17 protein-coding genes and 1 tRNA gene are annotated in these 17,726 nt (G+C 36.1%); 16 read left to right on the forward strand and 2 right to left on the reverse strand.

Annotated elements, in window-relative coordinates; genetic code table 11:
* Positions 1 to 72 precede the first annotated feature (72 nt).
* The 6 genes from trxB (at position 73) to MKZ17_RS03485 (ending at position 5,017) form a co-directional block, all read left to right on the forward strand.
* Positions 73 to 1,020 (forward strand): thioredoxin-disulfide reductase, encoded by a 948-nt coding sequence (gene trxB, locus MKZ17_RS03460; protein ID WP_340722404.1) that lies wholly within the window; start codon positions 73 to 75, stop codon positions 1,018 to 1,020.
* A gap of 243 nt (positions 1,021 to 1,263) precedes the next feature.
* A complete protein-coding gene (locus tag MKZ17_RS03465) occupies positions 1,264 to 1,731 on the forward strand; it encodes an 8-oxo-dGTP diphosphatase (RefSeq protein ID WP_340722405.1) in 468 nt (155 codons plus the stop codon).
* An 18-nt stretch (positions 1,732 to 1,749) separates the two neighbouring features.
* On the forward strand, positions 1,750 to 2,631 hold the full coding sequence (gene rapZ / locus MKZ17_RS03470; protein WP_340722406.1) for an RNase adapter RapZ: 882 nt from the start codon (positions 1,750 to 1,752) through the stop codon (positions 2,629 to 2,631).
* Between the two features lie 4 nt (positions 2,632 to 2,635).
* Complete coding sequence (locus tag MKZ17_RS03475; protein ID WP_340722407.1) at positions 2,636 to 3,598, forward strand: gluconeogenesis factor YvcK family protein; 963 nt, start codon at positions 2,636 to 2,638, stop codon at positions 3,596 to 3,598.
* Between the two features lie 60 nt (positions 3,599 to 3,658).
* Positions 3,659 to 4,606, forward strand: coding sequence for a DNA-binding protein WhiA (whiA, locus tag MKZ17_RS03480; protein ID WP_340722408.1), 948 nt, complete (start codon positions 3,659 to 3,661; stop codon positions 4,604 to 4,606).
* 153 nt (positions 4,607 to 4,759) lie between these two features.
* On the forward strand, positions 4,760 to 5,017 hold the full coding sequence (locus tag MKZ17_RS03485) for an HPr family phosphocarrier protein (protein ID WP_340722409.1): 258 nt from the start codon (positions 4,760 to 4,762) through the stop codon (positions 5,015 to 5,017).
* A gap of 79 nt (positions 5,018 to 5,096) precedes the next feature.
* On the opposite strand, the gene clpP is transcribed toward MKZ17_RS03485, so the two are convergent.
* Positions 5,097 to 5,690 carry an ATP-dependent Clp endopeptidase proteolytic subunit ClpP gene (gene clpP, locus MKZ17_RS03490; protein WP_340722410.1) on the reverse strand — a complete coding sequence of 198 codons (594 nt, stop codon included), beginning with the start codon at positions 5,688 to 5,690 and terminating at the stop codon, positions 5,097 to 5,099.
* A gap of 230 nt (positions 5,691 to 5,920) precedes the next feature.
* Here clpP and MKZ17_RS03495 point away from each other — a divergent pair.
* The 7 genes from MKZ17_RS03495 (at position 5,921) to MKZ17_RS03525 (ending at position 11,492) form a co-directional block, all read left to right on the forward strand.
* Positions 5,921 to 5,992 (forward strand) — tRNA-Arg (locus MKZ17_RS03495).
* 893 nt (positions 5,993 to 6,885) lie between these two features.
* Positions 6,886 to 7,671, forward strand: a complete 786-nt coding sequence (locus tag MKZ17_RS03500) for a basic amino acid ABC transporter substrate-binding protein (protein WP_340722411.1) — start codon at positions 6,886 to 6,888, stop codon at positions 7,669 to 7,671.
* A gap of 67 nt (positions 7,672 to 7,738) precedes the next feature.
* Positions 7,739 to 8,440 carry an amino acid ABC transporter permease gene (locus MKZ17_RS03505; RefSeq protein ID WP_340722412.1) on the forward strand — a complete coding sequence of 234 codons (702 nt, stop codon included), beginning with the start codon at positions 7,739 to 7,741 and terminating at the stop codon, positions 8,438 to 8,440.
* Positions 8,441 to 9,163, forward strand: coding sequence for an amino acid ABC transporter ATP-binding protein (locus tag MKZ17_RS03510; protein WP_340722413.1), 723 nt, complete (start codon positions 8,441 to 8,443; stop codon positions 9,161 to 9,163).
* A gap of 174 nt (positions 9,164 to 9,337) precedes the next feature.
* The gene (locus MKZ17_RS03515; RefSeq protein ID WP_340722414.1) at positions 9,338 to 10,123 is read left to right on the forward strand and encodes a basic amino acid ABC transporter substrate-binding protein; all 786 of its coding nucleotides are present in this window, start codon (positions 9,338 to 9,340) and stop codon (positions 10,121 to 10,123) included.
* A gap of 202 nt (positions 10,124 to 10,325) precedes the next feature.
* A complete protein-coding gene (locus tag MKZ17_RS03520; RefSeq protein ID WP_340722415.1) occupies positions 10,326 to 10,598 on the forward strand; it encodes a hypothetical protein in 273 nt (90 codons plus the stop codon).
* Between the two features lie 48 nt (positions 10,599 to 10,646).
* Positions 10,647 to 11,492 carry an IS3 family transposase gene (locus MKZ17_RS03525; protein ID WP_340725494.1) on the forward strand — a complete coding sequence of 282 codons (846 nt, stop codon included), beginning with the start codon at positions 10,647 to 10,649 and terminating at the stop codon, positions 11,490 to 11,492.
* Between the two features lie 91 nt (positions 11,493 to 11,583).
* Here the strand turns inward: MKZ17_RS03525 and MKZ17_RS03530 are convergent, their stop codons facing one another.
* Positions 11,584 to 12,831: a Zn-dependent hydrolase gene (locus MKZ17_RS03530; RefSeq protein WP_340722416.1), complete on the reverse strand. Its 1,248-nt coding sequence runs from the start codon at positions 12,829 to 12,831 to the stop codon at positions 11,584 to 11,586.
* 133 nt (positions 12,832 to 12,964) lie between these two features.
* Here MKZ17_RS03530 and MKZ17_RS03535 point away from each other — a divergent pair, with 133 nt between their 5' ends.
* The 3 genes from MKZ17_RS03535 (at position 12,965) to MKZ17_RS03545 (ending at position 17,502) form a co-directional block, all read left to right on the forward strand.
* On the forward strand, positions 12,965 to 14,494 hold the full coding sequence (locus MKZ17_RS03535) for a PucR family transcriptional regulator (protein ID WP_340722417.1): 1,530 nt from the start codon (positions 12,965 to 12,967) through the stop codon (positions 14,492 to 14,494).
* Positions 14,495 to 14,609: 115 nt separating this feature from the next.
* Positions 14,610 to 15,965: an aspartate aminotransferase family protein gene (locus tag MKZ17_RS03540; RefSeq protein ID WP_340722418.1), complete on the forward strand. Its 1,356-nt coding sequence runs from the start codon at positions 14,610 to 14,612 to the stop codon at positions 15,963 to 15,965.
* A 19-nt stretch (positions 15,966 to 15,984) separates the two neighbouring features.
* Positions 15,985 to 17,502, forward strand: a complete 1,518-nt coding sequence (locus MKZ17_RS03545; protein ID WP_340722419.1) for a CoA-acylating methylmalonate-semialdehyde dehydrogenase — start codon at positions 15,985 to 15,987, stop codon at positions 17,500 to 17,502.
* Positions 17,503 to 17,726 lie beyond the last annotated feature (224 nt).

Below are 17,726 nucleotides of genomic sequence, written 5' to 3' on the forward strand. Positions count from 1 at the left end.
GCAGTAAAGTTGTATTTCTAGTGGCTATCTTATAGGATTAGCATTAGAACTTGTAGTTAGAGGAGGATTCTTATGTCAGAAGAAAAAATTTATGATGTCGTAATAATCGGTGCAGGCCCAGCAGGGATGACTGCAGCTGTTTATACATCTCGCGCAAATTTATCAACATTAATGATCGAACGTGGTATTCCTGGTGGTCAAATGGCAAGTACAGAAGCAGTAGAAAATTACCCAGGATTCGATACAATTTTAGGGCCTGAGTTATCATCAAAAATGTTTGAGCATGCCAAAAAATTCGGTGCTGAATATGCATACGGTGACGTTTCAGAAATTATTGACGGCGAAGAATACAAAACGATAATTTCAGGTAAAAAACAATACAAAACACGTACAATTATCATCACTACAGGTGCAGAATATAAAAAATTAGGTATTCCAGGTGAAACGGAGCTTGGTGGTCGTGGAGTTAGTTATTGTGCGGTTTGTGATGGAGCATTCTTCAAGCAAAAGAACTTAATCGTTATCGGTGGCGGTGACTCAGCGGTTGAAGAAGGTGTGTATTTAACTCGCTTTGCAGATAAAGTAACAATTGTGCACCGTCGTGATAAATTACGAGCTCAAAAAATCCTTCAAGATCGTGCATTTGCAAATGAAAAAATCGATTTCATTTGGAATTCAACAGTAAAAGAAATACATGAAGTAGATGGTAAAGTTGGTAAGGTGACATTATCATCAACTTTGGACGGTACTGAAACGGAAGTTAATACAGATGGCGTATTCGTTTACGTAGGTATGCTTCCATTAACTGCACCATTTGCTCCGTTAAACATTTTAAACGAAGCAGGTTACATCGTGACAAATGAAAAAATGGAGACAGCTGTTCCAGGTATTTACGCAGCAGGTGATGTACGTGAGAAAATGCTTCGTCAAATCGTTACAGCAACTGGTGATGGCAGTATCGCAGCACAATCTGCACAACATTTTATCGAAGAATTAAAAGAGAAGATTGCACACGCATAAACTTTATATAATTCTTTAACATGAATGTAATCAAAATGTTACAAAATAAGGGTACAATATACATGTAATTGTTTTAACCCCCTTATATTCTAATTAGTCTTAGGTTGCTTATTGCGTAACTACGCAAAGGCAACCTCTTTTTATTGAAAAAAGTTAATTTTTGGGAGCTCGTGTTCTTTTACGAGTTGCCATATACAAGGTATAATATATAGAAGATTAAAGGAAAGAACTGAGGTGTTATTAATGCAACGTATTACAAATTTATTAGCTATTAAGGACGGAAAAGTGTTATTGCTCCAAAAACCGAGAAGAGGCTGGTTTGTAGCGCCAGGAGGTAAAATGGAGCTTGGGGAATCAATTTATGAATCGGCCATACGCGAATTCCAAGAAGAAACAAATTTAACACCGAAAGATATTCATTTAAAAGGCACCTATACAATGATCATTAAAAACGGTGAAAGAATAGTAGACGAATGGATGCTGTATACATTTATTGCACATGATGTTGAGGGCATTCCATTTGATGAGACAAGAGAAGGTAAGCTTGCTTGGCATTCTATCGAAACATTAAAGGACTTGCCAATGGCGGCAGGAGACCGAACAAATTTATTATTTGCTGCATTAAATAAAGGGATGCAATATGGTACATTTGAATATACAGAGGATTTTGAGCTACTGAGCGAAAGAATCCAACATACGACCGAACAATAATAGAGGAGATGAACATACGTGGATAGTCCGAGCTATACACATGAGTTAGTTATTATTACGGGAATGTCAGGAGCAGGAAAGACCGTTGCTGTTCAAAGCTTTGAAGATTTAGGGTATTACTGCGTTGATAATTTGCCACCTGAATTACTGACGACCTTTTTAGCATTGATGAAAGATTCAGAGAAGAAAATTACTCGCATTGCCGTTGTTATGGATTTACGTGGTAGGGAGTTTTTTGATTCATTAATCGAATCTCTTGATGCATTATTAGAAGAAGAAGAAATTTTACCACGTATTTTATTTTTAGATTCTGATGACGCAACATTAGTGCGAAGATACAAAGAATCGCGCCGCTCGCATCCACTTGCGCCACAAGGATTACCTCTAGAAGGAATTAAACTTGAGCGTCAATTACTTTCTGAGTTAAAAGGACGCGCCAAAACAGTAGTCAATACATCCCAGCTAAAGCCACGAGAATTACGTGAACGCATTACAAAAGAATTCACGAACTTGAATAGTCCAACATTTTCAATTAATGTGATGTCATTCGGCTTTAAACACGGCATTCCTATTGATGCAGATTTAGTATTTGACGTACGTTTCTTAAAAAATCCATATTATGTCGAGGATTTACGTCATAAAACAGGTTTACAAACGGAAGTGTCATCCTACGTATTAGCTACAGATGAAACACAGCAATTAATTGCAAAACTAACGGATTTGTTTACGTTTATGATTCCGCATTACCGCAATGAAGGGAAATCCCAATTAGTAATTGCATTTGGCTGTACAGGAGGGCAACATCGCTCGGTTACATTAGCTGAATATTTCGGCAAGCTATTAGGTAACACGGAGCAAGTTGTCATCTCTCATCGAGATATCAATCATAGAAAGGATTGATGTAATGAAAAAAAAGAGGACACGTATTGTTGTAATCGGAGGAGGTACTGGGCTATCGACAGTTTTACGCGGTTTAAAGCAACATCCTTTCGACATAACAGCAATTGTAACGGTGGCAGATGACGGAGGCTCATCTGGTCGTTTGCGTGATGATTACGATATTCCTCCACCAGGAGATGTACGAAATGTAATTGCCGCACTTTCTGATGTGGAGCCATTAGTGGAGCAAATGTTCCAGTTTCGATTTTCACAATCCAATGATTTAGGTGGTCACTCGTTAGGAAACTTAATGCTCACAGCGCTTACCGAAATTACAGGTGATTTTAATCATGCAATAGCTGAGATGAGTAAAGTATTAAATGTTCATGGAAAAGTCGTCCCAGCTGCCAATAAAAAAGTAACGTTGCATGCGGAACTGACAGATGGATCGGTCATTACAGGAGAATCTAAAATTCCTTCTGGTCAAGCACCTATCCAACGAGTTTATTTAGAGCCTGACAATGTGAAGCCATTACCAGCTGCCATTCATGCAATTGAATTGGCAGACTATATATTAATTGGTCCGGGAAGTTTATATACGAGCATCATTCCGAATTTACTTGTTAAAGGAATCGGTCAAGCTGTTGTTCGAGCAAAAGGTGAAAAAATATATATTTCCAATTTAATGACACAACTCGGAGAAACGCTAAATTATACGACATCTCAGCATATCGAAGCGATTCATACACATGTAGGAGTGCCATTTATTGAATCTATTATAATAAACGAAAAAGATATTCCTTCGACTATTTATAAAAATTACCGTCAAGAAAATGCAGAGCCTGTTCAATTTGATATAGAAAAAATTGAACAAATGGGCATAAAAATAATAAAAAAAGAAATTGCGATTATTCAAAATGGCGTTGTCCGTCATGATGCAAAAAATTTAGCAGATTGGCTTTGTGAGTATTCGCTACAAAAAAACTAAACAACACGTTGAAATAGTAAGCTAATACTTACATAGTTTGCTAAAGAAGGGGGAACATATATGTCATTTGCATCTGAAACAAAAAAAGAGCTCACGCAAGTCGAAGCGGATGACAATAGTTTAAAGGCTGAGGTGTCCGCCCTTATTCGAATGAATGGTTCATTAAGCTTTACGAATCGTCAACTAAGCTTAGATGTTCAAACTGAAAATGCCGCAATTGCAAGGCGTCTTTACACAATAGTTAAAAAACTATATCCCTACAATGTAGAATTACTCGTTCGAAAAAAGATGCGTCTGAAAAAGAATAATGTATATATTTGCCGTGTACGTGAAGGCGCAAGAGAAATATTAGCAGACTTAGAAATTGTCTCAAATTCATTTGAGTTTAATCATACAATTTCAGAAGCAATTATTCCTAAAAACAATCAACGACGCGCATATTTACGTGGCGCATTTTTAGCAGGTGGATCAGTCAATAATCCTGAAACATCATCATATCATTTAGAAGTGTATTCTTTATATAAGGAGCACGGAGAAGCACTTGCTAACTTAATGAATCATTATGACTTAAATGCGAAGACAATTGAACGAAAAAAAGGATATGTAACTTATTTAAAGGAAGCAGAAAAAATATCAGATTTTCTTAATTTAGTTGGTGCTACACAAGCGATGCTGAAATTTGAGGACGTTCGTATTGTGCGCGATATGCGTAACAGTGTAAACCGAATCGTTAACTGTGAAACAGCGAATTTAAACAAAACGATTGGTGCTGCGTTACGACAAGTTGAAAACATTCGCTATATTGATAATGCAATCGGTTTAGATCAACTACCTGAAAAGTTACGTGAGATTGCAAGATTACGAGTAGAATATCAAGATGTTACATTAAAGGAATTAGGCGAAATGGTTTCGACGGGTGTTGTAAGTAAATCAGGTGTTAATCACCGCCTACGGAAAATCGATGAAATCGCGGAAGCAATTCGTCGTGGTGAGCACGTTATTAAATAAAGACTCCATCCTTGGAAGTTTTAATAACCCGTGAATGCGCGGAAAAATTTGATAGCGATTTCATCAATCGCGTATTCTATTATTGTTCTTTTCGAATAATTTAGATAAGATGAAGTATATAGCGATGAACGGTTTTGAAAGGGAGTTTTTCAAATGGTCGAAAAAAAAGTTGAAGTAAAGCTGAAATCAGGTTTACAAGCAAGACAGGCTGCACTTTTTGTACAGGAAGCAAATCGATATAAATCGGATGTTTTTTTACAAAAGGAAGCGAAAAAGGTAAATGCGAAATCAATTATGGGGATTATGAGCCTGGCAGTAGCTAAAGGTACAATTGTAACCCTAAGCGCAGATGGTCATGATGAGGAAAAAGCAATTAATGCATTACAAGCGTTAATTGAAAAAGAAAATTAAACATTAACAACAAAATGAAAGCAAAAAAATGAGTAATTTTGATTTAACTTCAAAATTACTCATTTTTAATATTAAGGAATTATTTGTTTAATTGATTACGTTCGAAAATTTTGTCAATTAAACCATATTCTTTTGCTTGCTCAGCTGTCATGAAATTATCACGATCTGTGTCACGTGCTAATGTTTCGTAATCTTGACCAGTGTTCTCAGCCATGATACGGTTTAATTTTTCACGTAAGAATAAAATGCGACGAGCTGCAATTTCGATTTCGGTTGCTTGACCTTGTGCGCCACCAAGTGGTTGGTGAATCATTACTTCTGCGTTTGGTAATGCGATACGCTTCCCTTTAGCACCAGCAGATAATAAGAAAGCACCCATTGAAGCAGCCATACCGATACAAATTGTTGATACATCAGGTTTGATGAAATTCATTGTATCGTAAATTGCCATACCAGATGTAATTGAACCACCTGGAGAGTTGATGTATAGGTGAATATCCTTATCTGGATCTTCAGCTTCTAAAAATAAAAGCTGTGCTACGATTGAGTTTGCTACGTTGTCGTCAATCGCGCTTCCTAATAAAATGATACGGTCTTTTAATAAACGTGAATAAATGTCATACGCACGTTCACCGCGATTTGTTTGTTCAATAACTGTAGGAATTAAGTTCATTAAAAAATCCTCCTTCTGTTAAAGGCTTTATTCGTATACTTATGCTGAAATTGGTAAGACATTCAGCTGTAAACCTATCATACACATATTAGTCAATGATGGTCAAATATAAAGTCTGATTTTTATGATTGAAAACTACGCATTCCCTTTGTATAATGGGAAAGTCGACTATTTCATTTGTAAAATGACTTTTCGCATGTTTTTGCAGCGCCCTTAATAAATTATAATATGTCCTCGTGGTGTAATGGATAACACTGAAGATTCCGGTTCTTCCACTGGGGGTTCGATTCCCTCCGAGGGCGTCATGTTATTTTTAGAACAAGTTTAGACACTTTAAATACCTAAAATAGGGTTTGAGGTGTCTTTTCATATTGATGAGATATCCCTTTTATATGAATGATGTATTGCGTGTTCATACAACTTTAGTATGCTTATATGTTCCAATTGTTGATTTTAACTCTAAGTTAATTAAACCGATAAATATCGCTAAATGAAGTGAATTTACAAGCGCATCGTATTCCCGGTTAGATGCAAAGTAATTGTATAACTAAATGTGTTTTTAAAACGTGAAAAAGGTGTTTATTAACACTTCTTTTTATAAATTTCCCATTCATTTCTAATTTAAACTACGGAAAAAAAAATTCCCTATAAAAAACAATCAAATTTTAAAAATAATACTTGAAAAATAGTTCTATAATTAGTACATTTATAAATGTTGTAATTTTGTCTATAAGAAGTAAAAATCTCTTATTACAAAACGAAACATATTTTATATATGTCCTTTTATGGGCACCATTTTACTGTTTTAATATACTTTTTAATACCAATTGTAGAGATAGCTTAGCAGCCTATTGTCTACAATGGGAAGTGAAGTTTTATAGGGGTAAAAAGAATCACTGTACCGTTTCTTTTTATCCCAAATTCATTTCTTATAACAAAAAATTAGTGAGTAAGCACAACACAAGTTCAATGTGTTGTGTTTTTTTGTGTTTCAATGAAACCTTAAATACATTCATCAATGAATAAATATTTATATGTGTGTTAGAAACTTCTCTATTTGTTTATAAAAATTCATTAAACTGCAATAATAATCAATTTTTTAAAAATTTAATGTTGTATATTAATTGTGGAATTAATATAATAGAAAAAGTTATTAATCATGCATAAATATTTTTACAACTAGGAGGATTTAATAATGAACAAACATAAACTGTTTAAATGGATGCTACCATTTGCAACAGCATCAATGATTTTAACCGCTTGTGGTGCAGATGATAATTCATCAAATACAGGTGAAGGCAAAGAGTATACAAAAATATCAGCTGGTACAGAGGCAACTTATGCACCGTTTGAATATTTAGATGATAAAGGAAATGTTGTTGGATTAGATGCCGATATTTTAGCGGCAATCGGTGAAGAAATGGGTATCGAAACAGAAATTAAAAATGTCGGTTGGGAGTCAACATTTAGTCAAGTAACAACAGGGGAGCTAGATTTAGGTGCAGCGGCGATTACAATTACCGATGAACGAAAAGAAAGCTATGATTTCACTGATCCATATTATGAAGCAACTTTATTAATTGTTACGAAGGAAGATTCGAAGATTGAATCCTACGAACAGTTAAAAGATAAAAAAATTGCTGCACAGATTAACACGACAGGTCATATTGCAGCACAAGAGCTACAAGGTGTAGCTAGCTCAAAAATTTTAGCCTATGAAAACTTTGCAGTCGCGATTCAAGAAGTAATGAATGGCTCTGCAGAAGCAGCGATTGGTGATAATGCAGTTGTACTTGATTACTTAAAAAATAATCCAGATTCAGGCTTAAAAGCTATTGAAGATGATTCATTTGAAGTAGATTACTTCGGCTTTATGGTGCAAAAGGGAAATAAGGAATTACTAGAGCTTTTAAATGAAGGCTTAAAAAAAATTAAAGAAAACGGTAAGCTTGCTGAAATTACAGGTACAGAAATCGAGTAATGTCGTTCAAATTTTATGTGGAAATTTAGTCCGCTTAGAAGGGCTCTAAACAATTGGAGGGTTTCAGATGGAAATTTTTGATTTTTTCCGTTGGGATATTATCTGGAACTACCGTGAACTATATGCAAAAGGCTTATTAGCAACAATTATTTTGACAGCATGTGGTTATATTGGTGGTGTGATTTTAGGTCTATTTTTAGGATTAGGCCAAGTTTCAACAAAAAAATGGATTTACTGGCCAGCTAAAATTTATGTAGACGTATTTCGTGGTACGCCAATGCTTGTACAATTATTATTAATTCACTTAGCGGTTATTCCAACAATCTTTGGTCAAGGACTCGGTTGGTGGGTATCAGGTATTGTCGGGTTAATATTAAATAGTGCAGCATATAACGCAGAAATTTTCCGTGCAGGAATCCAGTCTATAGATAAAGGGCAGATGGAGGCAGCACGTTCACTTGGTTTAACGCACTCTCAAGCGATGCGTAAAGTTATTTTACCACAAGCATTTCGCCGTATGATTCCGCCATTAGGAAATGAATTTATCGCATTGTTAAAAGATTCTTCTTTAGTTACGGTTATTGCAGGTGCTGAAATCTTGTATGTAAGTAAAGTAGTAGCTGGTACGTATCAGCGTTTCTGGGAGCCGTATTTATTCGCAGCGTTCTTATATTTAATGTTAACGTATCTTGTTACGAAGCTGATCGCATTTATTGAAAAGCGAGTTGACATCAATTACAACCCTAGAAAGAAAAAGGAGCGCGCATAAATGATTAAAGTAGAAAATTTACACAAGCATTTTGGCAAGCTCGAAGTGTTAAAAGGAATTGACTATGAAATTCATGAAAAAGAAGTAGTGTGTGTGATTGGTCCATCTGGCTCTGGAAAAAGTACATTCTTGCGTTGCATGAATTTACTTGAAGAAGTAACAGCTGGAGCGATTTATATTGAAGGTGTCAAAATTAATGATCCGAAAACGAATATTAATGACATTCGTACAGAGGTCGGTATGGTATTCCAACAATTTAATCTATTTCCACATATGTCAGTCATTGATAACATAACAATGGCACCGATGCAAATTCGTAAATTGAATAAAGCAGATGCAGAAAAGCTTGCTTTAGAGCTTCTTGATAAAGTAGGTCTGAGTGCTAAAGCGGACAACTACCCACAGCAATTATCCGGTGGTCAGCAGCAACGAGTTGCCATTGCACGCGCATTAGCAATGAAGCCAAAAATAATGTTATTTGATGAGCCGACGTCAGCACTTGACCCAGAAATGGTTAAAGAGGTTTTAGATGTAATGAAAAACCTTGCAAAAGAAGGGATGACGATGGTTGTCGTTACACATGAAATGGGCTTTGCCCGTGAAGTAGGGGATCGTGTGTTATTTATGGATGGTGGTTACATCGTCGAACAAGGGCGTCCTGATGACGTGTTTGGAAACCCACAAAATGAGCGAACAAAAGCTTTTTTAGGGAAAGTACTATAAATTTTAAACTGCCTTACAATCATCGAACGTGAGGCAGTTTCTTATATACAAAATGATGTAAACGTATTAATTTCCTTACATATAAAAATTTCGGAATATTTAAAAATATTATTGTGTATTTTTTATCCAATTAATATAATTAAGTACAATTCAATCAAGGGAGGACATAAAACAATGAAAAAAAACAATGCACTTATGATGATGTTTGTACTAGTATTATCGATTGTACTTGCAGCATGTGGCACATCTGATGATAGCTCATCAGGCGCTGAAGGAGAAAATGGGTATACAAAATTATTAGTAGGTACGGAAGCAACGTTCGCACCGTTTGAATCGATGAACGATAAAGGTGAAATTGTAGGGATCGACGTTGATATTATGAATGCAATCGGTGAAGAAATCGGTGCAGAGGTGGAATTTAAAAACGTAGGCTGGGAGCCAGTGTTCCAGCAAATTACAAATAAAGAATTAGATTTAGGGGCTTCAGGAATTACAATTACGGAAGAGCGTAAAGAAACATATGATTTCACAGATCCATATTATGAAGCATCATTAATGATTGTTGTGAAAGAAGATTCAAAAATCGCTACATTAGATGAACTAAAAGACAAAAAGATTTCAGTTCAAATTAATACGACTGGTCACGAAGCAGCTAAAAAATTACAAGGTGTTACAAGCTCAAGTATTTTAGCCTATGAAAACCAGCCAATAGCTTTCCAAGAAGTTATTAATGGCACAACAGCAGCCGCTATTGGTGACAACGCAGTAGTATTAGAATACTTAAAAAACAACCCAAACTCTGGTTTAAAAGCAATCGAATCAGATGACTTTGAAAAAGAATACTACGGCTTCATGGTGAAAAAAGGGAACAAAGAATTACTTGATCTTTTAAACGAAGGTTTAGCAAAAATTAAAGAAAACGGTAAATTGGAAGAAATAACAGGTCAAAAAATCGATTAAAGTAGTTTAGAGACTGGGAGATAAGTAGAAAGCTTTTGTATTTTGCAAGATTTGAATAACGGAAACCAATTTACGCGCATTAAAAAATACAATTTTTCTCCGTAGAGAAAAGGACTAACCTAATTTTATAAGACAACATAAAACACCACTAAAATGGGTATGTATGTAATACATGCTTAATCATTTTGGAGGTGTTTTTTCTATGACAAGAGTAAGTTATTCTTCAGATATTAAATGGTCGGTTATAAAAGATAAATTAGCAGGTAAATTAACGACAAAAGAAATTTTGGCGAAATATAACATTAAACATCGCTCTCAAATTAATACATGGATGCGGTGGTACAAAAATAATGAACTTTACCGATTCGATCAACCTGTAGGCAAGCAGTACAGTTATGGACAAGGGCCTGAAGGGAAAGAAAAGCGAACAAGAAATGAAAGACCGCAAAATGATGCATCTAGAAATGGAAAATGAAATCCTAAAAAAGTTTTTGACCATCAAAAAGGAGTTGAACGGCAAGTAATTTTACAAACTGTGGAGAATCTGCGTAAGAAATATACAGTCACATGTATTTTAAAGGTGCTAGGGATTCCTCGTGCAACCTATTATCGTTGGATGAAAGAAGGAATCCGAGGATTTTCAGCCATTGAAACAGTACTGATTGAGCTATGTAAAAAAACGAAATATCGTTACGGTCATCGTAAGATAAGATATTTACTTCAAAAAGAATATGGTTATCAATTGAATCGCAATACGGTACAAAAGCTGATGCAAAAGCACAACCTACAATGTCGGGTGAAAAAGAAACGAAAATTTAAAATAGACCAAGGGCCAGAAATCATTGCCCCTAATTTATTAGCACGCTGTTTTACAGCTACGGCACCCAATGAAAAGTGGGTAACAGATATAACGTACATTCAATATGGTTCTACAACGATGTATTTGGCAACGATTTTAGATTTGTTTAACAATGAGATTGTCGCATATAAATTATATGACCATCAACAAACACCACTTGTGATGGATGTGTTAAAGGCGGCTTTAGAAGAAAGAAATTATCCAAAAGGAATCCTTGTCCATTCAGACCAAGGAAGTGTGTATACATCGTATGCCTATCAAAATTTTTTAGAGGAAATGAATTGTCGAGCAAGTATGTCACGACGAGGAAACTGTTGGGATAATGCGGTGATTGAGTCATTTCATTCACATATCAAAAGCGAAGCATTTTTACGTGTGAAAGTTCATTCACTAACAAACGAAGAAACGAAATTACGTGTAGCAGCATACATGTGCGAGTATAATCAAGAACGTATACAAGAAAAATTAGGCTACTTAACTCCCCTTGAATATGGAAAGCAAGTAGCTTAATTAGGTGTTTTATGTGTGTCTCAAATGACTAGGTCAGTTCAAAAAATTGTATTTTTGTTTTGACCCAGACACGCCTTCGTTGACTCGATATTTATTTAACACTAGCGGAGTTCACTTCTGAAATGGAACTTGTAGCGACCTTTAGCACAGCGTTCACAAGGACATCAGCACCTTTGGAACATTGTTCATAGGATGTATATTCATCTTCACGATGACTATAGCCTTTTGCACTTGGTACGAAAATCATTGTGGAAGGTATATATTGTGCGATAAATTGGGCATCATGGCCAGCGCCACTAAACATTTGATGACTCGAGTAGCCAAGCTCATCGGCACTTGCCACTACTGCGCTTATAACTTCTGGAGCAAAATTTACAGTGTCTCGCTCCCATAGCTTTGTATAGCTAAGCTGACAATGTTCAATTTCTTTTGGTAAGTCAAAAATGATTTGTTCTACTTGCTCGATAATGGCTGGATCTTGGTGGCGAGTTTCAAATGAAAATGTCACATTGCTTGGAATGACCGTGTGAATATTTGGATAGGCGTTGATGCGTCCTATTGTATAAACGAGATCATCGGGCATTTGTTTTAATTTATTTTGCAAAATGGAAATAATATTCATCGCAGCAAACATACTATCTTTACGCATTGAAATCGGGGTCGTCCCTGCATGATTGGATTCACCCGTTAATGTAATGTCATAGCATACCATGCCAAGAACACCTTCAACAATACCAATTTCTTTATCGTAATACTCAAGAACTGGTCCTTGTTCAATATGAAGTTCTAAGTACGCATGGGCTTCAGTTAAACGATTTGTTTCTTCGCCTTTATAACCACTCTTTTCTAAAGCTTCTTCAAATGTGATGCCTTTAATGTCGGAGGAGGCTAACATTTTTGCCTTATCAAACTTTCCAGAAATTACACCCGAAGCCATTAATGAAGGCTCAAAGCGTGCGCCTTCTTCATTTGTAAAGTTTACAATCGTTAAAGGATGGTCTAGTTCAACATTCGCATCAATTATTGTTTCTACTGCTTCTAAAGCTGTTAATACACCTAACACGCCGTCAAAGCGTCCGCCTTTTATAACTGAATCTAAATGTGAACCCATTACAATAGGTAAATGATTGTCCTTCCCAGGAAGTGTAGCATACATTGTACCCATATCATCAACCGTTACAATCAATCCTCGCTGCTCGCAAATTGCTTTTAACTTGTCGCGAGCAATTATGTCTTCATTCGAAAGGCTTAAGCGAGTAACTCCATTATTGTCAGTTGCACCAATTTGACTAAATAACTCAATATTCTTTTTTAGTCGTTCACGATTCGTTAGTAACATTGTGAAACCTCCTTTTAAAGTCAGTCTTCATTTCTACTTTATCACTGAAATAAAACATATTTATATATACTTATTGTAAAATGATACAATAATTGTATAGACAGTCTGTAAATTTGAGGGAGAGGGATTGCTTATGTTAACCGTTCAAGAAGTGTTAAATCGGAAGCATTTCGAATCTGCAAAAGTAGTGGCAGGGAATGCTGGATTAAGCCATGTGATTAAATGGATTCATATAATGGAAGTAACCGATGTAAAGCAGTTAATAAAGGGCAATGAGTTAATCCTAACGACAGGAGTTGTTTTAAAAGATAATGAACAGGGATTTCTTCAATTTGTGAAGCAGCTTAGCAATCTGGAAGTGGCTGGACTGTGTGTAGAGTTAGGTATGTACATTGAAGTCATTCCAGAACGAGTCATTAACTTAGCAAATCAATTGGATTTTCCGATTATAGTATTTGAAGAAATCGTGCCTTTCGTCGAAATTACCCAAGACTTGCACACAGGTATCATCCATCAACAATACGATGTTTTAAAACAACTAGAAGATTACTCCCAAAAAATTAATAAGCATGTTTTAAAAGTAAATGACAAGGTGAAAATTTTGCAGTATATGCAAAAGTACCTGAATGTTAATGTTTTTTTTGAAATAAATAAAGGGACAAGTCTATCGATACCTGATAAAAAGATTGAAAATTCAAAAGATTATATAAAAGGGCTGAATAGTAAGTATTGGGTAAGTAATGAGCTGAATTTATTCGATCAAGTGTACGGAACAATATATATTTATTCAGAGAAAAAGGAAATTACAGATTTAGACAGTTTAATTTTAGATCGAACAGTCGTCACATTATCTCAATTTGTGTTAAGAGATTTATATATAGAAGAAAAACTTGAAAGTGAAAACCGCAAATTTTTTGAGAAATGGTTGGATGGGCAAAATAGCAATGAAGAAATGCTGTTTTTTATAGAGGAAATTGATTGTAATTTAAAGCACAATGGCTGGATGGTTATGATCCATCAGTTGAAAAGAAGGAATATTAAAAAAGACTTAACGAATTATAAAATAAATCTTCGCCAATCTCTACAAAAGGAAGGCTTTTACACATTTATTGTAGAGCAATCACAATGTTTAATTTTTATCTTGAGTGATTTAGGGCAAGAAAGCACGTATAAAGAACGAATGAAACGAGCAATGAATGAAATTATTAATCAGTATCGACTGGATACATTAATTGCGGTAGGAAAGTATGTGTACCACTACAATGAGCTAAAAGAAAGCTTTCAAACCGCTCAGGATTCTTTGCAAATTCGTATGAAGAATATGAATCTATCATATTTTTATGATGAGTTGACACTTTATCATATGGTAAAGGTACTACAAACAAATACAATTCTAATGCAAATGGCAAAGGAAAAAATAGAAAAATTAAGTTTCTATGATCAGAAACATAACAGTAATTTAATTCAAACATTAAATATGTATTTACAATGCAATGGTTTGAAAAAAGAAACAGCCGAAAAACTATTCATTGTTCGTCAAACACTTTATCATCGTCTAGAAAAAATCGAGCAAATTATAGGCAGTGATTTCATGGAATATGAAAATCGTTTATGCCTGGAAATTATGCTTTTAATGACGAGACATAATTTTGTTGTAACATAAAAAAATGACCTTAATGTGAAATAGATAGAATCATTTATTTTACACAATGTATAATGCCCTAATCCTTCCAATAAGCGAAAATAAAAGTAAGTTCGTAAAATTAGGAGGGATGTTCATGAGCCAGTCAGTGGATTATAACTGGAAAGCAAATGACGAAAAGCATGTATGGCATTCGATGAAGCCTTATAACCCAGATGCAACCTTTATCGTTGAACAGGCAGAGGGTGCTTGGTTGACAGATATTGATGGAAATAAATACTTAGACGCCATGGCAGGTCTATGGTGTACAAATATTGGGTACGGCCGTAAAGAAATTGCGGAAGTAGCCTACGAACAAATACTGAAAAATTCCTATACGCCATTATCCTATGGTCACACGCCTTCCATTTTATTAAGTCAAAAAATAAGTGAATTACTAGGTGATGAATATGTCGTGTTCTATTCAAACAGTGGTTCTGAAGCGAATGAGGTAGCTTTTAAAATCGTTCGTCAATATTATCAGCAAAAAGGGGAAACGAACCGCTATAAAATTATCTCTCGTTATCGCTCTTATCATGGCAATACAATGGGTTCTCTTGCTGCAACAGGTCAAGCACAACGCAAATATAAATATGAGCCACTTGCACCTGGATTCCTACATGTTGCGCCACCAGACCAATATCGAAATCCTGAGGAAATGGAAAGTGGCGATCCAACAACATTACCGAGTGTAAAAACGATTGACCAAACGATTACTTGGGAAATGCCAGAAACCGTGGCTGCCGTAATTATGGAGCCGATCATTACCGGTGGCGGTGTAATCGTTCCAAATGATGCATATTTGAAGGGTGTTCAAGAAGTATGTGAAAAGCACGGTACGTTGCTCATTGTAGATGAAGTAATATGTGGCTTCGGGCGAACGGGCAAAGCATTTGGCTTCCAAAACTATGGGATTAAGCCAGATATCGTGACGATGGCAAAAGGATTAACGAGTGCCTACATGCCCCTATCCGCAACTGCAGTACGCCGCGAAATATATGAGCAATTTACAAGTAACGGTGATTACGAGTTTTTACGTCACGTTAATACGTTTGGTGGCTCGCCTGTAGCGTGTGCAGTAGCGCTAAAAAATATTGAAATTATGGAGAGAGAAAATTTATTTGAGCAATCCGCTTTACTTGGCGAACAGCTTATGGACGATTTAAAAGAAGGTTTATCAGATCATCCATTTGTAGGAAATATCCGTGGTAAAGGGTTATTAATCGGTATTGAACTAGTAGAGAATAAAGAGACGAAAAGCCCGCTAGATATTACGAAAGTGAACGCGGTCATTGCTTATTGCAAGGAAAAGGGATTAATTATAGGGAAAAACGGCGTGACAGTGGCAAACTTCAATAATGTATTAACGCTATCTCCACCACTTTCCATAACGCTAGAAGAAAAGAATTTTATTGTAGATACATTCATCGAAGCGGTAAGTAGTATTAAGTAGAGGGAGGAATCTAGAAAATATGACAGAGGCTGTATCTGTAAAAAAATTATCGCATTTTATTAATGGGCAGTTAGTAGAAGGGAAAAGCGGTAATTATGCAAATGTATATAATCCATCCACGGGCGAAGTGATTGCAGAAGTACCTCTTGCAACAGCAGAGGAAACACGAGAAGCGATTGAAGCAGCAAAAGTTGCTTTCCCAGCTTGGCGAGATATTTCTGTTGCTAAACGGGCAGAGGTTATCATGCGCTTTAGAAATTTGCTGACAGAAAATATGGATGAGTTACTAAATATTATTTGTACTGAAAGTGGAAAAACATTAGAAGATGCTCGAGGTGAAATAACAAGAGGATTAGAGTCTGTTGATTTGGCGATCGGTGCCCCTCATTTAGTGAAGGGAGAATACTCGGTCAACGTTGGGGGCCAAATTAATGCCTACTCAGCGAAATATCCGCTAGGGGTTGTCGCCGCCATCTCCCCTTTTAACTTCCCAATCATGGTCCCGCTGGCCCAAACATCGATGGCTGTGGCGGTTGGAAATGCAGTTATTTTAAAGGCTTCTGAAAAAGTGCCGATGACATCTTTGTATGTAAGTGAACTGTGGAAAAAGGCCGGCTTGCCAGATGGCATTTGGACGGTAGTGAATGGTAGTAAAGAGGCGGTAAATGAATTGCTTGAAAATAAAGCGGTACAGGCAATTTCCTTCGTCGGCTCTACTCCAGTAGCTAAGTATATTTACGAAACAGGCGCGAAACATGGCAAGCGCGTAACAGCGCTTGGTGGTGGAAAAAATAATATGGTCGTAATGCCAGATGCAGATTTGGAGCAAGTAGCGAACGCGTTTATGGGAGCAGCTTATGGCGCGGCTTCCCAACGCTGCATGGCAATTTCCACTATTATGCCAGTTGGCGAAGAGACAGCCGAGAAATTAGTAGCGATTTTAAAGGATAAGATTAATAAGCTAAAAGTTGGCAGCTACAAAGAAGAAGGGACAGATTTCGGGCCAGTAATCTCGAAAGAATCTAAAGAGAGTATAGTAAAGGCGATTGAGCTTGCAGAACAACAAGGTGCAACCATAGTGAACGATGGGCGTACATTAAATATCGTAAAAGAATCGGACGGCTACTTTTTAGGACCTACATTGTTAGATCACATAACACGAGACATGGATATTTTCCAGCAAGAGGTTTTTGGACCGGCACGAAATGTAGTTCGGGTTGACACTTTAACCGAAGCCATTGATTTAATTAACGCGCAAGAATTAGCAAATGGTGTAACGATATTTACAAATGATGGTGCTGCAGCGCGAAAATTTACAACGGAAATTGACGTAGGAATGGTAGGCGTAAATGTGCCAATTCCAATTCCAGTTGGTTACCACAACTTTGCTGGCTTCAAAGGTTCTCGTTTTGGTGAAGGTCATATGTTTGGACCCGATCAAGCGCGGTTCTTTACGAAAACGAAGACGGTATCAGAGCGTTGGCCTGAAGTGACAGAAAAAACCGAGTCTACTTTTGCATTCCCTAGCAATAATTAAATAGATAGAGATGGAGCTTGCTTTGTTATTACATTATAGATTAGTAATAATGAACGAGCTCCTTATTTACTTAATGTCCAACATTTCGATGCAACACATTACTATCTGTCTATTAAATACGAAGTACTCATTTAGTAGAATTACGATTATATAAAAACTACGCAAAATTTTCTGGAAACACTTGTAAAATGCTATTTCTATCGTGTATTTTTTTACAAACAGGT

Origin of the sequence: Solibacillus sp. FSL R7-0682 (assembly GCF_038005985.1) — a bacterium.
Taxonomy (GTDB): Bacteria; Bacillota; Bacilli; order Bacillales_A; family Planococcaceae; genus Solibacillus.